Genomic DNA, 19427 nt, shown 5'->3' with positions numbered 1-19427 from the left:
GCGCCGACAGCATGTTCGTGGCGCAACAGCTTGACAAGGGCAAGCGCTATTTTGACGCCGAGCAGTATCGCTCGGCCATTGACGCCTGGGAAGCCGGCTTGGTGCGGATACCTAACAATACCGAACTGCAAAACTGGGTCGAAAAAACCAAGACCCTGATCGAGAATCGTGTGGCGGAAATGCGGCGCCGGGCGCAAGTCTTCGAGCAGCAGGGCAACAATCTCGAAGCAATCCAAGCTTACAACCGGCTGGTGACGGAAGCGGAATTGAGCGCTGCGGAGCGCAACGCAATCAACGCGAAGATTGCCGAGCTGGATCGCAAGATGACCATCGATCAGCACTTCAATCAAGGCGTGAAATACTACGTCGACCGGCGCTACGCCGAGGCCATTGAATCGTTCAAGCGCGCGAAAGAAGCGCAACCGAACAACAAGACTATCGACGACTACATCTGGGATGCGGAGTCGCGCAAAGACGCGCGTGAAGAGCCGTTCTTGAATGAGGAAATCCGCACCAAATACGTGGAAGCCCTGCGCCTCAACAAGGGCGGCAAATCCGAAGAAGCGCTCAAGATTCTGATGGAGATTCAGCGCCAGCAGCGCTATAACAAACGCATTCTGGAGTTGATCGATCTTATCCGCGACAAGCTGCGCAAGTAAAACCGCGCTTGCATCTCTCGCGAAAAATACCGATTTTTTTGCAGTCCACTTTTTGCAAGGCACAAAGGCGCGCGTAGAACAGCATTTCGCCGTCTTTGTGCCTTCATGATGAAAAGAGCCGTCAACCTCACGCCTGTCCCTGGCTTTGCGGAGAAGGGTTTTGTTCAAGCAGATCATCAAAGAGGAACTCAAAGTTCCGGCCCACATTGATTACTTGGCGGATTTGCGCGAGTTCGTCAGCCGCACCGGGAAGAAGTACGGCTTCTCCGAAAAAATCATTAAGAATTTCAAGATTGCGATTGACGAAGCTGCCACCAACGTCATTCGCCACGCCTATCGTGAAGTCGAAGGCGGGGGGTTCCTGCTCATTCGTGCCATCATCAAGAAGAACAGCCTGACCATTTGCCTGATCGATCAGGGCAAGTATTTCGACCCCAAGCATGTGCAATCTCCGGATTTGCAGCGTTACGTGCAAATCGGCAAACGCGGGGGCTTGGGCATCTTCATGATGCGCAAGCTTATGGACGAGGTCGACTATCGCAAAACTGCAGAAGGCAACGAGCTGCGTCTCACCAAACACCGCGACGGCTCGTCGATCAAGCGCGGCCTCACGAAACCCATTACCTCGGCGGCTTCCGCGGTCAAAGCCATTCCCTTTTCGCTCAAAGCGAGATACTGGCTGCGCACTTTCGGTGTTTTGCTGACCGTAATTGTGGGCGGTTATTTTTATTCATTCTTCATGGTTGAACGCACCGAGCGCGCCGCATTTCTGAGCAGTTTGCGCGCCGTTTCAACGCAACTGAACAAAGCACTGCAGGAACGTCCGGAAGTATTGGACGACGTCACCGGCGATATTATTGGCGATTTGTTTGCCAGCATGTACCGCCCGTATGCTAATTCACTCCACGATTTGGTGTTGGTGAATGCCAGCGGTGAAATCATCGGCCATAACCGTGCGGAATTTTTGTTCGCCAAGTTTGACAAGCTGGCGAACCCGGGCGAAGAGATCGAAGACAATATCCGGTCGTACCGGGTCAACTCTGACGCCGGCCCGGTCGAAGTGTATGATCTTATCTCCGTTATCCAAAAGCCCGGTGGCGGCACGCAGCAAAACCTCCTTCATGTTCGCGGGTTAAAGTCGCATCTTGACAGCCGCATCTCGGCGCAGCGCTGGGAACAAGGCCGTTTGGCAGTCGCCGTGGCGGTCGTCACCGGCATTGGTTCGTTCCTGCTGATTTACATGCTGATGAATCCGCTGCGCAAGTTGACGGAATGGGTGCGGCGCGCGGATCACGGTGAGTTGGGCGACGAGATGGACATCGACAGCTCGTCGGAGATCGGCGAGATTGCGCAAGCGTTCTCGGAAATCACCAACAAATTCCGCGAATCGCAGAAGAATCTTGCGGATCAAGAACGCTTGCAGCGTGAAATGCAAGTGGCGCAGGAAATTCAACAAACCCTGTTGCCGAGTGATTTTCCGGACCTGGAGGGTTACGAGCTGGCGAGCCATTACGAAGCGGCGCGCGAAGTGGGCGGCGATTATTACGATTTTGTCGAAGTCGATAAAGACACACTCGGCATCGTAGTGGCAGACGTGTCCGGCAAGGGCGTGCCCGGCAGCCTGGTGATGACGATGATCCGCACCGCGCTGCGCACGGAAGCCCGCGGCGTGAAAGATGCCGCGGAAGTCTTGGCGCGCGTGAATAAATTCGTCAGCGGCGATGTGAAGAAGGGCATGTTCGTCACACTGTTTTACGTCATCATCGACAGCAAGCACCGGCGGTTGAATTACGCCAGCGCCGGCCACAATCCCATGATTCTGTATCGCGCCTCGACCAAGCGCACGTATTATCTCAACCCGCGCGGATTTCCGGTCGGCATTCGACTGCCCGACGAAGATCTCTTTCGCAAATCAATCGAGAGCGATACGATTCAGTTGATCGAAGACGATGTTTTGCTGATTTATACCGACGGGATTACCGAGGCAATGAACTCCCGGCGGGAGCTGTTCGGCGAGGAGCGTTTATTGAAAATTATCCGCGACTACGGGCATCTGCGGGTAAAACCCTTTGTGGAAAAAATCAAGGACGAGATTCTGTCGTTCACCGAAGGCGCGCCCCAATCCGACGACATCACCCTCGTTTCGGTTAAAGAAAAGACTTCACCGGAGAAGGAGGAGCTGCGGCGGGCGCGTGCCGCGCACAAAGCAATTCAGGCCGGCGCCAGCATTCGCGAAGCCTGTGAAACCGCTGGCATCACGACGTATGCTTATTACAATAAGTATAAAAAGGAGTTTGAAGAAAAGGGCAGCGAAAACTACGAGTTTGATGCGGAAATTTCGGTAGAAGCGAAGCATATCGCGATCGAAGATAAAATTAAAATTTTTGACATTATTAAGAACAATCCGGAATATGGCGCAAAGCGCATCAGCGAAGAGTTGAATGCGGAGAAGTACGATTTTACGATTATCGGGGAAAATAAAATTTATGATGAGTTGGTGCGCAGCCGGCTGAACACGCGGCAATTGCGCGAAGCATTTGTCGCGCGCGGCACGCGCAGCAAACGCCCGATGAAGCCGCCGGGCACGCCGATGCTGACGCTCAAAGGCGAAGTCATCATCAGCCGTGCGCCGATCAGCGAGCCGATTGCGCCGGACGCGAATGCAAAGCCGGCGCCTCACGAAGCGGATTTCAAAAACCGCAAAGCCGTGCCCGGCAAAAGCGCCGGCGAGCCCCCGGTCGAAATCATGCCGCATAAACGGCGCGAAACAGCGCCGTCGGAAGAGGCGGCAGACACCGCGCGGGCGATGCGCGAAGAGTTGCTGGACGACCAGGCCAAGTCGAAAACAACTGCCGGCTTGTTTGATTCGACCAGCACTCAGGAATTTTCTGCAGCCTCAGCCGGCAGCTGTTTGGACGCGATAGCCGCGACGGATTTTAATTTTGAGGAGCTTTTTGCCGGCGGAGAGATTCTTGAAGATCAGCCGCCGCCAACTCCTGAGCGGGCGCCGGTTGAGCCGGAAACTTCGCGCCGCGACGAAACGGCTGATTTCACGCTCGCGCCGGGAACCGACAGGGTGCGAGACGAGGACATCTTTGCAGCCGTTGAGGATTTACTGCAAAGCGAGATCGAATCATCTTTTGGATTCGAGAACAGCCGCGCGGTGGATCTGGAAAGCCTCCCGCCCAATGGAGGGCTAAACGATGCGGTTCCTGCCAAAGCCGCTGCGGAGGCCGGGGCCGGCAAAACCACCACCGATTCGCATGTCGTACCGTACGTCGAAGTTGATGAGCTGCTCGAGCAGAGTTATGCGGAAAACGCGGCGACTCCGCCAGAGGAACACTATGCGCGGCAGGAGTTTTATGACGAGGAAGCGCCGGACAGCGGGACGCAGCCGAGTCAGCAAGCCGTAGAGGAAACCTCGTCTCATGCGGCTGCGCCTTCGGCGCATGCGCCGGAAGAACATGCCGCCCAGTCTGCAACGCCGAGAGGGCGCGAACACGCCGCCAAGAACGGTGAGCCGGGCGACGACGAGCGGGAAAAATTATTGATTGCCGGGCTGCGTTACTACAAGCGCGGCCAGTTTGACGATGCGATTGCCGAATTCCGGCAAACGATTGCGCGCTATCCGAATTTCAAAGAAGCGCACAGCATTTTGGGAAATGCTTATTTTCGTAATCGCATGTATGACGACGCCAGCCATGCGTATGCGCGTGTGAAGGAGCTGGATCCGTCGGATACCACGGCGTATGAAAACATGGGAGTGATTTTTGCGAATCGCGGTGAATACATGGACGCGATGAAGGAGTGGCAACGCGTGCTCGAGATCGATCCCAGCCGCGACGACATTCGCCGCAAAATCGAGTTGGCCGCGCGCATGATGATGAAACGCGCGTCGGCTTAGTTGGCAACTTCTGGTATGGCGGCCCGCCCTGCGCGCGGCGGCAGCCGTTGAGGAGTTAATTCTCTGTTGACTTTGATTCGTATTCTTGTATATTGCGCAACGGTTCAAAAATAGAGTATGCCTTAGGAGTGAACCATGGAAGGTATTCAGGTGTCCGTGGAAAAAGCCGGTGTGAATAGTAACATCGCCGTGATCAAAGTCGGCGGTTATATTGATACCACCACGTCGGCCGAGCTTGAGCACGCACTCGAGGGCTTGCTCAAAGCCGGCATGAATGACATCATCATTGATCTCGGCAACGTCGATTATATCAGCAGCGCGGGCTGGGGAATTTTCATCAGCGAAATCAAGGGCATTCGTGAACGCGGCGGCGACTTGAAACTCGTGCGCATGATTCCGGACGTCTACGAAGTTTTCGAGCTGTTGGAATTTCATTATATTCTCAAAGCCTTTGACACCATCGAAGAAGCGGTGCATGATTTCGACCGCAACAGCAGCCTTCCGCGCAAGGGCGCGCCCCGCCCGGCTCCCAAACCCAGTCCGGCCGGCAACGGCGGCGTGATGGTCAAGAATGCGCCCAGCGCGATGGTGATGGAGCAACCCGCTGCTCCCAGAGCCAAATCGGCGAACAGCATCGATGATTTTATTCGAGAAATTATCACCGAGCAGCCCGATGCCGGCACGTTCAAGATTAAGCAACTGCTGGCAACGCCGCGCTTCGGCATGCACCGCCTGAGCTGGTTCGACGTGCGCCGCCGTCTCAAGGAAATCGGCCTGGATTCCAAACAGAAACGGGTGGCGTTTCTTAAGCAGAAGGTTGGCTGAGTGTATTTCTTTGAAGATTTGCCTTTTCCCGGCATAAAGAAAACCCCGAAATTCTCGGGGTTTTTCTCGTTATAGCATCAACCTTCGGCATCTGACATGCCGAATTCAACCCGTCTCACTGCTTTTTTTTCAGATGATATTTCAAAATCATCGCATCGCAGTGGCTGAAATTATTCTATCACTTTATTCAGGTTAGCGAGGGATTGCGGATGGAACAGAAATCTCACATTAAAACCCCAACTGCGGGACAGGCGATCACTCTGGCGCACGGCAAGCTCAGTGTGCCGGATCAGCCGATCATTCCATTTATTGAAGGCGACGGCACCGGCCCGGATATCTGGCGCGCCTCGCAAGCCGTTTTCGATGCCGCGGTTGCCAAAGCTTATGCCGGTAAACGGCGCATCGCCTGGCTCGAAGTTTACGCCGGCGAAAAATCCGTGGCCGTTTACGGCAACAACACCTGGCTGCCGGACGAAACGCTCGAAGCCGTCAAAAAATACCGCGTCGCCATCAAAGGCCCGTTGACCACGCCCGTCGGCGGCGGTATTCGCAGTTTGAATGTCGCGCTGCGGCAGATACTCGATCTATATGTCTGTCTGCGCCCGGTGCGCTATTTTTCCGGCGTGCCTTCTCCGGTCAAACATCCGGAGCGCGTGGACATGGTGATCTTCCGGGAAAACACCGAAGATATTTACGCCGGCATCGAATATCGCGCCGGCACCGAGGAAGCGAAGAAAGCCGTTGCCTGGCTGCAAAACGAGATGGGCGTGAAAAAGATTCGCTTTCCGGAAACCTCCAGCATCGGCATCAAGCCGGTGTCTGCAGAAGGCTCCAAGCGCCTGGTGCGTGCCGCGATCAGCTACGCCATCGCGCAAAAGCGCAAATCGGTAACGCTGGTGCACAAGGGCAACATCATGAAATTCACCGAAGGCGGGTTTCGCGATTGGGGCTATGAACTGGCGCGTGAAGAATTTGGCGCGCAGACGGTGAGCTGGGAAGAATGCGGCGGCAAACCGCCGGCGGGCAAAATCTTGATCAAAGATGCAATCGCCGACGCGTTTTTGCAGCAAATCCTCACCCGCCCGGAAGAATACGAAGTGATTGCGACGCTGAATCTGAACGGCGACTATATTTCCGATGCGCTCGCCGCGCAAGTGGGCGGTATTGGCATCGCCCCGGGCGCGAACATTAACTACGATACCGGTTTTGCGATTTTCGAAGCCACGCACGGCACCGCGCCCAAGTATGCCGGCCAGGATAAAGTCAATCCCGGTTCCGTCATCCTCTCCGGCGCATTAATGTTCGAATACATGGGCTGGCACGAGGCGGCCAAGCTTATTGAAACCGCGCTGGCCAAAACCATTCAGCAGAAAATCGTCACGTATGATTTTGCACGGTTGATGGAAGGCGCGAAGGAAGTGAAATGCTCGGAGTTTGGGCAGGCGCTGATCGGAAATATGTGATCTGATCACAAACAGGTTTCAACTAAAACCCCGCAGGGAAGATTTGTCTTTCTGCGGGGTTTTTTATTGCGCGCCGGGCGAGTATGTCACAGCGATCACCGAACATTAAAATAGCCGGCGCACATTTGACCCAAGTTCCAGCAGGATAAGCCTAAACCGAGAATGAAAAATTCAACGGATGAAAGCGGCCAACGGATTTTGTTGTGGCCATCTGGCGGCAGATTTTATCCGCCGGAGAAATTTTTGCATTTCTTGTTCTATCGAAAAATGTATGGCCTTGTCACAGTCGAGTTTTTACGTGGCATTTATCTTCCGCACCCACACGGCAGAGCTTGTAATATCAAGCAAACAGTTTTCACCCGTGAAAGCAGTGTTGAGAAATTTGACGCTAGTGCATTTGCTTCTCAGCAACAGAAAGGGTCTCTGCCATGAAAAACTGCCGTCGCATGACTGCCGTCCTGTGCGCCTTGGTTTTGCTCACGCTGGCAAATTGGCCGCGCGCCGCTCACGCGCAGGAACGGCAAATCAGACGTACCTGGGGTGTCTCCACCTATCTGCAAACCGCGCCGATCAACCTGGTCATCCCGATCTGGGTTACCCAGCAAGTCGTGCTTGCTCCTCTGGTCAACTTCAATTATCTGGAAAATTCTGCCACCACCATTGGCGGCGGCGTCGCCTTGCGCATTTATCCGGTCATGGAGCGCGTTGCGCCGTACTGGGGTGTGCGCGCGCAAGCGGCCACCGTTATTCCCAGCGGGGGCGGCGGCAGCGCCACCGGCTACGCTGCGGCCATTTATTTTGGCGGTGAATTTTTTATTAATCCCAAATTCAGCCTGGGCGTCGAACCAGGCGTAACCGTTACACTGCCGCCTTATTCCGGCCCAATCAACGTGACCACCGCTACTGTGATGGTGGCAACGGTTCATTTTTGACGAGAAGTATTTTGCGAAGGGAGAAAGCGAAAGGAAGACAGCAAGCTCCACTTTACACCTTACACGTTACACCGTGTAAGGTGTAAAGTTTGCAAGGCAAATCAGTAAAACACTTCCGCAGACCATACCAAACCTGGCAGCCAATCGGCGTTGCCGCTCACGTGCCGCATACCCGCGCTGAACCAGCCCAAATAGTTTCCCAACACACTCGTTTTAGATGAACGCTTGATGCGAAGCGCGCCCTTCTCCAGGCTCTCCACCACCAATTCGCCCGTTACACCGTTCTTGTCCAGAAAATAAGTTGCCTCAAAATTGTTGCTTTGTCCGGTGCGGCGCCAGATGCCGGTGAAACCGCCCTCTTTTACAATCCACACCGCGCCCAGGCCTTGCTGGCTCACCGGCGCCTCGAAAAAGGGCTCGCTCGTCCATGTTGCTTGCGCCGACCACGTGGCCGTGCCGTGATACCCGCGTCCGCTTGCGTCGGCGGCGCCGTGATAACTGCCCAGCGCCTTGCCTTGATCCGTCCGTTTGATTTCGATCGCCCCATTCACCGGCTCGCCCATGGCCAGCTCCGCATGCAAGCCGTCTTTGGTGAGAAACCAAATCGCATCGAATACATTGCTTTTGCCGCGCCGTGTCCAAACACCGGTGAAATCGCTTTCCTGCACCAGCCATACACTGCCCAGCGTTGTTTCCGTGATCGTGATCGCGCCGCCCGAGCTTTCTTCGGAAATGACTTTCGCCAGACTCGAGCACATGTTGGAAATCTCGTCCTCGCTGTTGCCGCGAATGTTCTGGCTCTTCTTTACCTCCGCGGTTTCCACATCGATGAAGCGTGAGTTGAGCGTGTAGGTTTTTCCGGTGCGCACGATGCTGCCCACCACCACCATTTTCGCGCCCAGCAGTTTGCCCACCTCCACGATGGCTTGTTCGTCCACCGCGCCGGAAATTTGTAGACTCTGTTCTTCCATCACCTTCACCAGTTGCGCGCGCTCGATGATGCGATAGGTGCCCAGGCTGCCGAGCTCGGTGCGCAAGATTTCAGAGGCCGCGAGACCGAGCGAGGAGTCGCAGCCAATGCTTTGAAAATCCAGCACCGCAATGCGCGGCTTTTCGTCCTGGCCGAAACACAAAGCCGCGAACATGATTAGAAAAAGAAATACGAGATGAACGCGATGAAACCGCATACCGCAACCCCTTTCCAATGAAAATTTCTGGGAAGATATCCCGAGCGGAATATTTTTGATCAGCATGGCGCAATGTCTGAAAATGAAAGGAATTTCTCAAGACAAAGTTTTGCGTGAAGTCAGGCTTGGACACAAGGGGCTGAGATGGTACCACGACTCGTCGAGTCCAAGCCTGACTTCCCCGCAAGCGAATGTGAAAAGATTGCAACCTCTCCGGCGGAAGCAAGTTGTTTGAACGTACTTGCAGGACTTTGCGGGTATCTTACCGGAACAATATCGGGGAGCCTTCCTGTGCCATCATTTGGCCATGATGATCATATTCGATCAATTTTGCCTGTTAGGTCGGGCAAACAAATTCCGACGATAAATAGTATTTGTCGAGAATTAAGAAACCGTTCGGGCGGTACCTTTTGAACTATGTATAAATTATGAAATAGTAGAAACGTTAATTGCCAGCGACTAGGCGGCAAATTTTCAAGCGATTATTGAATTTCTGGTGGATTGTATCTTCGTGCAAGGCAGGATGAAATGCAGTTAGACAGACAAGTTAGTCTCAACGCAACAAAATAACTTGCTTACAAACCCCTCAATCTGGTTGTCGAGGAGATCACACCGTGCAGGTGGCGTCATGAATAGAAGACAAAAAAACATTTCACAATCACAACCAGTTCGACTCCTTTACCTTTTGCTCTATCTCGCTTTCCTTTTCCTAATAAACCGTCTGGCATTTGACCAATGGTTGCCGCTCACAACTTCCAAAGGCCTCTGGTTTTATTCCGGCGCCGCCGCGATGATTCTGGGAAGTCTTCTTGCTACGCCCTTTTTCACAAGTCCAGCCAATGCCATCTCATACCTGGTAGCCGCACTCACCGCCATTCTTGCATTTGATGTGCCAAGCACGACTCTATATGACATGCTCCCACGACAATGTGTTATCTTTTTCTGTTTTGCGTTGCTAACGGTTTGTGTATTGAATATTGTTTTTAAGGACTCAAAAAACCGATTGAGGCACAACGTGGCGGAGATCGCGCGTATACTGGCCGATAACCTGGGAAATCCTCGTTTTGTGTATGCCATAATCATCATTTTTGCTCTTTGGGAATATCGTCTTGATTCCCCGAAAGAATTGTTCTTTGTTGGCGTAGCCGGCCTCGTGGTTGCGGCTCAACAACCACTTGAGTCTATCGGGACCTTAGTTCAGCACATCCGCAACGTGTGGCGCCCCCACGCTGCGCCTGCAGTGGTTGGCTGTATGGTTGCCCAACAAATGCCTGGTCTATTTTTGATTCAACAGAATGATGCAAAAACTATTCAACCTGGTTCGTGCCTGCTTGTCGCTGATAAAAATGCTGCGTTCAAGATAGGCATAGCTCTCAGTTATTTTAGCGGTGATGAAGGCAATCTGATTCGTGCCCTTGAAATCACTATCCCCGATCAACACCACTCTCACATGGTCGAGCTAGCGAAACGTATTCCTGAAGGTTTTGCTGGGATTCTTTGTAAAGCAGAATTCGATATTCTTCAGGACGATATTGAGGTACTAAAAAATTTTCGATCCTTTCTTGGAATTGTCAGTCCCGAAACCTGCACTGGACGGCTCTATTTTGAAGTTATGCAGGAAAAAGATATTGAACAGGGGAGGCTTGTCGAAACTTTTGTTGGTGAGAAGCGCGTTCTTTACCAAGTGCTTGATGGTATTACAAAAGAAAAAATCATGCAGCATAAAAATACCTATGGCTTCGCACGTGGGGAAGCCGCGCAAATCGGAATTTGGGACGAAGAAAAGCGAAAATTCAAACCGTGCAACTGGATTCCCCGGCTCAATACGCCTGTTTTCCTCAAGGACATTGAAAAGCCGGATCAAAATGCTATGGCAGTTGGATACCTACCGTCAACCAATTATGAAGTTGGGATTAAAAGCCTTGACGAATTGGTGACACACAACACGGCGATTCTCGGAATTCTCGGTGTTGGAAAATCAATGCTGGCTATTGAATTGGTTGAGCGGCTGATTAAGCACGGGGTCAAGATGATCTGTATTGACTTGACAAATCAATACGCGACAGAGTTATCTGACTTTTATGATACTGAACACGAGGCTGAATGTCTAAAGAAAATTGAAGATGCCGGCCTGCAAGGACGAGATGAATTTAAGGACAATCCAGATGAGGGCGGTAGCGTTCAACATTTACGAGAAGCAATCTACAATGATCTCAAGCGGTTCCTCACAGAAGACGGCTCGCGCAGTTTGAAAATCTATAACCCTGCTGCTTTGTCCGCAACCAAACAGGAACAAGAACCCAAATCATTCAAAGCTGGAAACGACTGGCGTAGAGGTGCTGCTTTGTGGCAAGTCACACCTGTTGAAATTACTCGCATAATTGCAGAAACCTGCCTGTCGTTGCTACAGGGAACAATGTCAAACAAAGCGCGGGCCTGTCTTGTGTTCGAGGAGGCACACTCCTTGGTTCCTGAATGGAATTCTGTGGCCTCAGATGGTGACAAAACTGCGACAAATGGCACTGCGCGAGCGATTCTGCAGGGTAGGAAGTACGGGCTTGGCTGTCTCCTGATCACGCAGCGAACAGCAAATGTGACAAAGACAATACTGAACCAGTGCAACACTGTCTTTGCGATGAGAACTTTTGATGATACTGGAAAAGAATTTCTTTCAAATTATATCGGTAGGGAATATGCGTTGAAGTTGCCATCGCTAAAAGAACGTCATGCAGTCTTTTTCGGGCGAGCCTCTAGCTGCGAAAATCCTGTGATGATCAGGCTCAATGATCAGTCTGATTTTCGAAATACATTTCGTGCCTCAAAAGGTAATAATAACATGGATTAATGCTTTTTAGACATTTGTATTCAATTCCCGGGATTGCCCCCACCGCAAAGCTATGGACGACATCATTTTCGACGAACTTGGCCTCACCCGGGCCGAGCGCAATGAAGTCTATTGGAGCGTGGCAGAGTTGGTCCAGCAGCGGTTAGACAAAGCCGCCACGCGGTAACACCCTCCAAGGCTGGGCGAAGTCTGACTTCCCCGCGCTTGTCTTGGACTCAACGGGTTACGGTACCATCTCAGCCTCTTGTGTCCAAGCCTGACTTCCCCGCGCTTGTCTTTCCCACGCGATTCTCCCGCGCGTGGATTTTGCGCATCAATCGTGGCTCCCAATCTTCGGCAAGGGGATCGTGTACGAACTCTCGATATAGCCCGGCATCATTGGCAAAAAGCTTCAACACGGATGAAAAATCGCAGAGCATTCCATTGCGCTTTCCAATCACATCGCAATAATTTGAGTAAGGCCAATCCTCCGGCTTCCGGCACAATCCCGCCTTCACCGGATTGCGATGGAGATAGCGCGCCACCCGCATCAAGTAACCGGCCTCTCCCACATGCTCATCGCGAAACGGCCCCTGAAACAATGAACCGACGGTTTGATATTTTTCATTGTAGGTTTTACTCAGGCTGGTGCCAAAAGCTTGCATCATGAGAGAAATGGCGTTGTTGCCGTCTTGGCGTGCGAGCAAATGATAGTGGTTGGGCATCAAGCAATAGGCGATGAGCGTGACTGCGTAAGATTTCAAATAATCCCGCAGTTGCCGCAGGAAATAAAGATAGTCGCGATCATCATGAAAGACCGGCGCTTTGCGGTTGCCGCGATTGTAGAGGTGATAGGTATGGCCGGTGAGCAGCTTCATGCGGCGGTTCATGGTTCCCTCCATTAGCGTATTGGGCGAAGTCAGGCTTGGACGCAAAGGTCTGATAAAGCATTTCGACTCGTCGAGTCCAAGCCTGACTTTCCCCAGCGTTTTATTACGACAACTTCTGCCGCGCGGCGCGCAGCAGCATGAAACACAGGCCTGAGAAGAAGACGAGGCCAATGATGTCCGCCCAACCGCCCATGCTTTCCCAGCCATGAATGCCGACCAAATCCAGCACCCAGGTGAGAATCGAAATCTCCGTGCCTTGTGCGTTGGTGGTGGAAATGCCGCTGAGTAAGGCAATGGCCACGCCGGTAAGCGAGCCGCCCGCCACCAGGCCGGTGCTGTAAAGCATGCCGGAGCTGACTTCGGATTCTTCGTGCCCGGCTTTGTGTCCCGCCATTTTATCCGCCAAGGCTTTCATCAAACCGCCGACAAAAATCGGGGCCGTGGTGGAAAGCGGCAAATAGGCGCCCACGGCAAACGACAGCGAGCGCACGCCGCACAGCTCGACGACTACTGAGATGAACATGCCGACGAACACGAGCCCCCACGGCAAATCTTGCGCAAGCAAACCTTTGATGATGGTTGCCATCAACGTGGCTTGCGGCGCGGCATAGCGATCCGAACCGATCGCGTGTTTCACGCCTTCGAATTGCATCGAGTTATCGATGGTTTGCAGCGTCCAGCCGATGACGAACGTGGAAACCACCACGCCGATTACCAAGCCAAGCTGCTGGTAAATCGGCGTTGCGCCCACGATGTAACCGGTTTTCAGATCCTGGCTGGTGGCGCCGGCGTTGGCCGCCGCGATGCACACGATGCCGCCGACGGCCATGGCGAGCGATTGATAGCTTTCGCCGGTCCAGCCCAGGCCGACAAAGATCAAACACGTCGCCATCAACGTGGCGATCGTCATGCCTGAAATGGGATTTGAGGAAGAACCGATGATACCAACGATGCGCGAGCTGACGGTGACAAAGAAAAAGCCGAACACCACCACCAGCAAACCCATCAACATCGTGCCGGGAAACGTGCCGGGCAGTTGCGGCAGAATCGCAACGATGATGACCAGCGCGAGTGAACCGAGAATAACGTAAGTAATCGGAATGTCGCGTTCGGTGCGCGTCTGAGCCACGCCGGCTTTCGCGTCTTTCAAGTTCTTGAAACTGTCGCGAAACGCGGACACGATGGTGGGCAGCGTGCGAATCAACGTGATCAAGCCCGCGGCCGCCACCGCGCCTGCGCCGATGTAGCGCGCATAGCCCAGGCGAATCTGCGTCGGCGTCATTTGTGAAATGAGCAGATCGCCCATGCCGGGTTTGAGAAATGTCGGCAGGGCGTCGCCGATGTAGCTGATGAGCGGCACCAGCACCAGCGCGGAGAGCACGCCGCCGGCCACCAACACGCCGGCAATGCGCGGCCCGATGATGTAGCCCACGCCTAAATATTCCGGCGTGATCTCAGCCGCTACACTGGCATTGGGGAACGCCGAGTTGCGCGAAAACGCGAAGCCCGGCACATCTTTCCATAAACCAAGAATGCTCATAAATGATTTGTACAAAAACGCAATGCCGAGTCCCGCGAACACTTTGCCCGCGAGCGAGCCGCCGCGCTCGCCTGCCACCAGCACCTCCGCGCAAGCCGTGCCTTCGGGATAAGGCAGGGTGCCGTGCTCTTTCACGATCAGCGAGCGGCGCAGCGGCACCATGAACAGCACGCCCAAAATGCCGCCCACCAGCGCGAGCGTGAAGATGTTGAAGTAGTTGAAAAACGCTTCGCCGCCCGCCAGAAAAATCAGCGCGGGAATCGTGAACGCCACGCCGGCGGCCACGGATTCGCCCGCCGAGCCGATGGTTTGCACGATGTTGTTTTCGAGAATGGTGGATTTGCCAAAGCGCTTGAACACGGCAATGGCCAGAACGGCGATGGGAATGGAGGCGGAGACGGTGAGGCCGGCGCGCAACGCGAGATACACCGTGGCCGCGCCGAAAATCAGGCCGAAAATCGCGCCCAAAATAATGGCCTTCGCCGAAAACTCCGGAATGATTTGATCATCTGCAATGAACGGCTTGAACTTCGCATCTGCCATGCAACACCTCCCTCTCTCGGATTGTTTCTCCCGGCCTTCGCTGTGAGTTAAGTGGAAGAGGGCCGGAGCAACGCGATGCAGTTATTGGATATGTGAATAGCCTGTTTCATGATGATGAGGGGATCGGTTTCGCCGCACCAGTAACTTGTTACACAAATTTAATGGCCGCAATATACCCACCAATGAATTTGGGCGCAAGCCCTTTATGCAACTCCGGCGGGAAGCGGCGGCGAGGTTGTGGCACACTGCCAGGAGTTCCGCTGCCCTCTGCGAAACACCTTGACAAAGGTTCGCGTTTTTTGCATTGTGAACATCGTTTTGGCATTTGCGGGCCGGATATTTTTCAAAAATGGCGGTTACCTTTTCAAACTCCGAATAAAATTCTGACGGATTTTCGCCCACTGAAAGGGCTTTTTTCTTTCTGTGCGATTCCACTTCTTTGGGGGAAGTTTTCGAAGCTGCCCGAAGAGCTTCGACTTTCAGCTTGTCCGAAAATTGGGGTAGTTTATAACACCGAAGATAATCCGTGAAAATCAGTGTTCATCCGTGGCTAAAACCCCCGGCAGTAAGCTTTGGCACAAGAAGGATATTCCTGAACCCAAAAAGTTTTGAATGAACGAAAGGCATGCTTCAGACAGTTCAATCTCGCCCGGCGAGCTGAACATTTCCAGCGGCAGGCTGTCTTTGTATTGAAACGGATTACGCAGCCGGCGCCTTGATTCTAAATAAGATTAACGCGTTCATGTCCCTCACGACAACATCCCAATCGAATACCTCGACTCTGCCAGGCCTTGATGCAGCGATCGCCTCCCGCGAGAAAACGGCGGTCACGCTCGCGCTGCTGTTTCTGCTCTTTCTCGGTTTGCTGGATGTCCAAATCATCTCGCCGATTTTGCCCGCGCTGGCGGCCGATTTTCAAACCTCGATAGCCGCTGCCGGAGTGGCCGTGACGATTTATGCGGCAGCGGCCTCTGCTTGCGCGCTGGTGATTGGGCCGTTGTCCGATCACTTCGGCCGCTTGCTGTTTTTGCGCTGGGCCGCGGCCTTCTTCGGACTGGCAGCCGGGCTGGCGTGGTTTGCGCCCAGCTTTCCGGTTTATCTGGCGGCGCGCCTGTTTGCGGGCGCAGCCGGAGGCGTGATTTCCGCATGCGTGATCGCGCAAATCGCCGATTTATTTCCATATGAGGCGCGCGGCCGCGCCATGGGCTGGATCGGTGCGATGTATTTCGCCGCTGCGGTGGTGGGGGTTCCGGCAGGCGCCTGGATGGCGGGAAGCTGGGGTTGGCGTTTCATCTATGTGATTCTGGTTGCGCTCGCTATTATCGTGGCTGTGTTGCTTTTTCGCCGCCGCGCCTCCTTCACGCATGCTTTGCCCGCGCTTGCTCAAGCGCCGCAAACCGAGGATTGGAGTTTTGCGCGGCTCATTACCCAACAAACCAAAGCCTATGCGCACTACTGGCGCATGCCTGTAACACGCCGCGGCTTGCTGCTCGCCCTGGCGTTTGCTGCAACAGCTTCCGGATTGCTGACTTATTTAGGCGCGTGGCTGAACGCGGCTTTCGGCATGACGGCGCCGCAAATCGGATTGGTGTTTCTCGTCACCGGACTGGCCTCGACGATTACGGCATTTTCCGGCGGCTGGTGGTCGGATCGCTTTGGCAAACGCCGCTTGATCGTGATCAGCAGCGGCCTGCTGGTCGCGGTTTTGCCGGGGCTGGCGCATGTCACGACGATGGTTCAGCTTTATCTCGCCTGTGCTGCCGGCGGCGTTTTTCTGGCTTTGCGGGAAGGCCCGTTTCAAGCCTTGCTCACGGAACTCGTGCCGGCGCAGCAGCGTGGGGCTTATCTCGCGCTGCGCAATTTCACCTCGCAACTCACTATTGCTGCCAGCGCCGCGGCCTGCGGTTTTTTGTATGAACATTTCGGCTTCCGCGCGATCTGTTATTTCGCCGCCGGTTTCAGCCTGTTGGCGATGTTCGTAGCGGCGCGCACTGCCGATCCGGCAGAACGGGACGGCTCTACAAAGGTCGCATGATTAAGCACAGAGGGCGTTGCGATCGGGATTTCATCATTTCGCTTTTGCGGCCCGAACGCGCGCCACATAAACGACGGTCGCAGGGGCGAGCCCCGACAGCATGTTGCGCGGAAGGCATTGTCATCTCGCCGCGTTCGGCAATTTCCCGCGCTTCTTCGAGATCGGCTCAGGCGAGGGCAAATTCATTTTGCGCGCGATCGCAGGCGGCGCGTGCAAATAAGCCGCGCGGCAAATGATGGCTTGTGATTCGTGCAATCCCGTAGGGATGATCTGTTTGTAGAATCGTCTTTTCGCTTCAAACGAAACGCCGGCGGCGTGACATGTCACCGCTGACGCGGTTTATGAACGAGGGGGCGGTGCTTGGCTATAAACATGGCATCCCTTCGGGATTTTTTATCTGCAATGCAGAGTCTTGCGCTACGCTTTGGCTGATTGCAACTGCTTCCGCAACGCCTCCACCTCCGGTTGGCGCCGGCCGTAGCCCATTTCCTCGATCATCCTCGCCGCAATGTCCAGATGCTCTCTTGCCCCTGCCATTTGCCCCTTGCAACCTGCACGCTTCAAGATGATAATCCGCCAAAAGCAATTTCATCTCGCCGCGCTCGGCAATTTCTCGCGCTTCTTCGAGATCGGCCCAGGCGAGGGCAAATTCATTTTGCGCGCGATCGCAGGCGGCGCGTGCGAATAAGCCGCGAGTAATAAACTCTTGTGCTCCAGCCTCCCGCAAGCCTGCCACGGCTTGCTGCAGATACCCCTCGGCTTCGCTCAGGGCGAGCAGCCAAAACGCGCGGTCGAGGGAGAGATTGTCAAGGGCAATTGTGAGAAGCCATCTGTTTCGTTTTGAAATTTCAAGCGTCTGCCGGGCGCGCTTTTGCACCTTCTGGTGATGCCCCTGACTCAGCAGCAGATCATAGAAATCCCGTTGGGTGATGCACAAAAAAAATTGCACGAGAGCCTGCTGGCAACTCCGGAGTGAAATGGTTATAGCCATGCGCGCACGCCGTTTCTACAAACTCCGATAGGCGTGGCATATTTGGTTTTCACGATAGCGCCCGCGCCATGGCGATGAAATCTATATGCCACTCCTCGCGGAGTTGTATGTGGCTGGCCGTTGAGCTTTGACGAATCGCAACTATCGTGCAAGATTCGGGTTCTATAAAAGCAAATATGCGCCAATAGCTGAGACGGATCGAAAGCAAAGAATGCTCGAGCAACCTGGCGATCTTTCCTCAATTCGTGTTTGTAGCTGTGGCTGATGAAAGCCCTGTTCATAATTCATCATCGAACTGATAACTGTGCCGACGGTAAAACTCACCGTACCAGCAGCATTTTTTTGCTCATCACTTGCCCCTGAAATTTCACCACGCCTAAATAAACGCCGCTGGCTGCCGCATGGCCGTTGGCGTTTTTTCCCTCCCAAGTTACCGTGTGTTGGCCGGTGTTTCTAACCTCCTCTAACAGCGTTGCGACTTCTCTGCCGAAAATGTCGAAAATCTTCACCTCAACTCTGCCGGCGGCAGGCAGATGAAACGCAATGGTCGTGGCGGGATTGAACGGGTTGGGATAATTCTGCAGCAGCCGGAAATCACCAACCGGCTCGGATTTGCTCTCCGCCACGCCGGTGAATTTGCCGCCGGGCTTGCTCAAAAATCCAAAAGCCGCAGCGGCCGGCGCGATTGATTCATGCACGGTGAATTCATTGGTCGGCGGGCAATAGCGATTTTCAAACCACAACTCATGCGAAGGCCACAGCCTCGCCGCGGGATAAACCGTCGTCCTGCCCCACTGCGGATCCCACGGCCCGCCGGGTGAGCCTTCCTCAAACCAATATGGCCCGTACGGAATGATCCCCGGCACCATGCCTTTTTCGCGGTTGTAATACCATGAATCGAGATGCATGAATTCTTCCGGATGCTTCTCGCCAATGCCCGACACCCAGCACATGTTCAACGGGTTCGCGCCGAGAATATAGTCGCAGGTGGTGTAGCAATACGAAAGATATTTGGCATTGCCGGTGATCGCGTATGCTGCCATCAGCGGAAAAATATTCGGCCGGGTGGCATTGCCGGAAATCACCGGATACCACCAATCATTGCCGTAACGATAGCCGCGCGAATCCGCGCTGTTGATGTGATCCGAATACGCCCAATGCTCCACCGCTCTCATCAGCATGCTTTTCAAGCTTTGATCGATACCCGGCTGTTCCGTCATCACAAAGGTCCACACGCCCCACTGCTGATCGTGCGAATCCCACAACTCCAGCTCGGTAGTTGCGGTTTTCACGAGGTTGTCTTTTTTGAATTGCTCCTGAAACAGGGCCTCGCCGGTGAGGCGGAACAGCCACGCCGCGGCATATTGCCGGAAGTCGCGCACTTTGGTTTCGTCGCCCGGCAAGATGTGATTCATTGCCCAGTCGTAAGCCCGGCGCGCCGAGTTGAGATAATCCGGCTTGAACTCCGGAAAGCCCGCCAATTCCAAACAATGCGCCATTTGACACGCGATTGCGGCATAATGAAATGAAACCTGCGGATCGGGCGCGTACGCGTACCATTGATCGGTATCAGTCACGCAGCTCACCCCGGCCGCCGGATGCCGCCAGGTCTCGATGCCGCCGTGAATGCCGCC

The 19427-nt window shown here is 54.1% G+C and carries 14 protein-coding genes; 9 read left to right on the top strand and 5 right to left on the bottom strand.

Annotation, left to right across the window (positions count from 1 at the left end; translation table 11 throughout):
- The 6 genes from FBQ85_11240 to FBQ85_11215 form a co-directional block, all read left to right on the top strand.
- The coding region (locus FBQ85_11240; GenBank protein ID MDL1875725.1) for a tetratricopeptide repeat protein at positions 1-659 on the top strand (659 nt) is incomplete at its 5' end.
- Between the two features lie 160 nt (positions 660-819).
- Complete coding sequence (locus FBQ85_11235) at positions 820-4563, top strand: tetratricopeptide repeat protein (GenBank protein ID MDL1875724.1); 3744 nt, start codon at positions 820-822, stop codon at positions 4561-4563.
- Between the two features lie 135 nt (positions 4564-4698).
- A complete protein-coding gene (locus FBQ85_11230) occupies positions 4699-5388 on the top strand; it encodes an STAS domain-containing protein (GenBank protein ID MDL1875723.1) in 690 nt (229 codons plus the stop codon).
- 209 nt (positions 5389-5597) lie between these two features.
- Positions 5598-6851 (top strand): NADP-dependent isocitrate dehydrogenase, encoded by a 1254-nt coding sequence (locus tag FBQ85_11225; GenBank protein MDL1875722.1) that lies wholly within the window; start codon positions 5598-5600, stop codon positions 6849-6851.
- Between the two features lie 162 nt (positions 6852-7013).
- Entirely contained in the window at positions 7014-7283 is a 270-nt protein-coding gene (locus FBQ85_11220) for a hypothetical protein (protein ID MDL1875721.1), read from the top strand.
- Positions 7280-7783: a hypothetical protein gene (locus FBQ85_11215; protein MDL1875720.1), complete on the top strand. Its 504-nt coding sequence runs from the start codon at positions 7280-7282 to the stop codon at positions 7781-7783. The genes FBQ85_11220 and FBQ85_11215 overlap by 4 nt, the downstream gene beginning before the upstream one ends.
- 101 nt (positions 7784-7884) lie before the next feature.
- Here the strand turns inward: FBQ85_11215 and FBQ85_11210 are convergent, their stop codons facing one another.
- Positions 7885-9036 carry a hypothetical protein gene (locus FBQ85_11210; GenBank protein ID MDL1875719.1) on the bottom strand — a complete coding sequence of 384 codons (1152 nt, stop codon included), beginning with the start codon at positions 9034-9036 and terminating at the stop codon, positions 7885-7887.
- A gap of 562 nt (positions 9037-9598) precedes the next feature.
- Here FBQ85_11210 and FBQ85_11205 point away from each other — a divergent pair.
- Positions 9599-11815, top strand: a complete 2217-nt coding sequence (locus FBQ85_11205) for an ATP-binding protein (protein MDL1875718.1) — start codon at positions 9599-9601, stop codon at positions 11813-11815.
- A 236-nt stretch (positions 11816-12051) separates the two neighbouring features.
- Here FBQ85_11205 and FBQ85_11200 read toward each other — a convergent pair whose 3' ends face one another.
- Positions 12052-12891: a transposase gene (locus tag FBQ85_11200; protein ID MDL1875717.1), complete on the bottom strand. Its 840-nt coding sequence runs from the start codon at positions 12889-12891 to the stop codon at positions 12052-12054.
- Positions 12788-14767: an oligopeptide transporter, OPT family gene (locus FBQ85_11195; protein MDL1875716.1), complete on the bottom strand. Its 1980-nt coding sequence runs from the start codon at positions 14765-14767 to the stop codon at positions 12788-12790. Before FBQ85_11195 ends, FBQ85_11200 begins: the two co-directional genes overlap by 104 nt.
- Before the next feature lie 92 nt (positions 14768-14859).
- On the opposite strand from FBQ85_11195, the gene FBQ85_11190 reads away from it, so the two are divergent.
- Complete coding sequence (locus FBQ85_11190; GenBank protein ID MDL1875715.1) at positions 14860-15297, top strand: hypothetical protein; 438 nt, start codon at positions 14860-14862, stop codon at positions 15295-15297.
- Between the two features lie 212 nt (positions 15298-15509).
- Positions 15510-16802, top strand: coding sequence for an MFS transporter (locus FBQ85_11185; GenBank protein MDL1875714.1), 1293 nt, complete (start codon positions 15510-15512; stop codon positions 16800-16802).
- Between the two features lie 364 nt (positions 16803-17166).
- Here FBQ85_11185 and FBQ85_11180 read toward each other — a convergent pair whose 3' ends face one another.
- Both FBQ85_11180 and FBQ85_11175 read right to left on the bottom strand, forming a co-directional pair.
- Positions 17167-17793, bottom strand: coding sequence for a hypothetical protein (locus tag FBQ85_11180; protein MDL1875713.1), 627 nt, complete (start codon positions 17791-17793; stop codon positions 17167-17169).
- A gap of 320 nt (positions 17794-18113) precedes the next feature.
- On the bottom strand, positions 18114-19427 hold a 1314-nt coding region (locus tag FBQ85_11175), incomplete at its 5' end, for a T9SS type A sorting domain-containing protein (GenBank protein ID MDL1875712.1).

The sequence above is a fragment of the Cytophagia bacterium CHB2 genome, assembly GCA_030263535.1.
Taxonomy (GTDB): domain Bacteria; phylum Zhuqueibacterota; class Zhuqueibacteria; order Zhuqueibacterales; family Zhuqueibacteraceae; genus Coneutiohabitans.
The sequence above is the reverse complement of the archived record's forward strand: the minus strand, read 5'-3'. Positions and strand labels throughout refer to the sequence as shown.

Excerpts from the sequence above, each read along its gene's own strand:
- FBQ85_11205 (MDL1875718.1), top strand. The coding sequence starts at position 9,599 with ATGAATAGAAGACAAAAAAACATTTCACAATCACAACCAGTTCGACTC.
- FBQ85_11215 (MDL1875720.1), top strand. The coding sequence starts at position 7,280 with ATGAAAAACTGCCGTCGCATGACTGCCGTCCTGTGCGCCTTGGTTTTG.
- FBQ85_11180 (MDL1875713.1), bottom strand. The coding sequence starts at position 17,793 with ATGGCTATAACCATTTCACTCCGGAGTTGCCAGCAGGCTCTCGTGCAA.
- FBQ85_11230 (MDL1875723.1), top strand. The coding sequence starts at position 4,699 with ATGGAAGGTATTCAGGTGTCCGTGGAAAAAGCCGGTGTGAATAGTAAC.
- FBQ85_11195 (MDL1875716.1), bottom strand. The coding sequence starts at position 14,767 with ATGGCAGATGCGAAGTTCAAGCCGTTCATTGCAGATGATCAAATCATT.
- FBQ85_11185 (MDL1875714.1), top strand. The coding sequence starts at position 15,510 with ATGTCCCTCACGACAACATCCCAATCGAATACCTCGACTCTGCCAGGC.
- FBQ85_11225 (MDL1875722.1), top strand. The coding sequence starts at position 5,598 with ATGGAACAGAAATCTCACATTAAAACCCCAACTGCGGGACAGGCGATC.
- FBQ85_11220 (MDL1875721.1), top strand. The coding sequence starts at position 7,014 with ATGAAAAATTCAACGGATGAAAGCGGCCAACGGATTTTGTTGTGGCCA.
- FBQ85_11210 (MDL1875719.1), bottom strand. The coding sequence starts at position 9,036 with ATGCTGATCAAAAATATTCCGCTCGGGATATCTTCCCAGAAATTTTCA.
- FBQ85_11200 (MDL1875717.1), bottom strand. The coding sequence starts at position 12,891 with ATGGCTGGGAAAGCATGGGCGGTTGGGCGGACATCATTGGCCTCGTCT.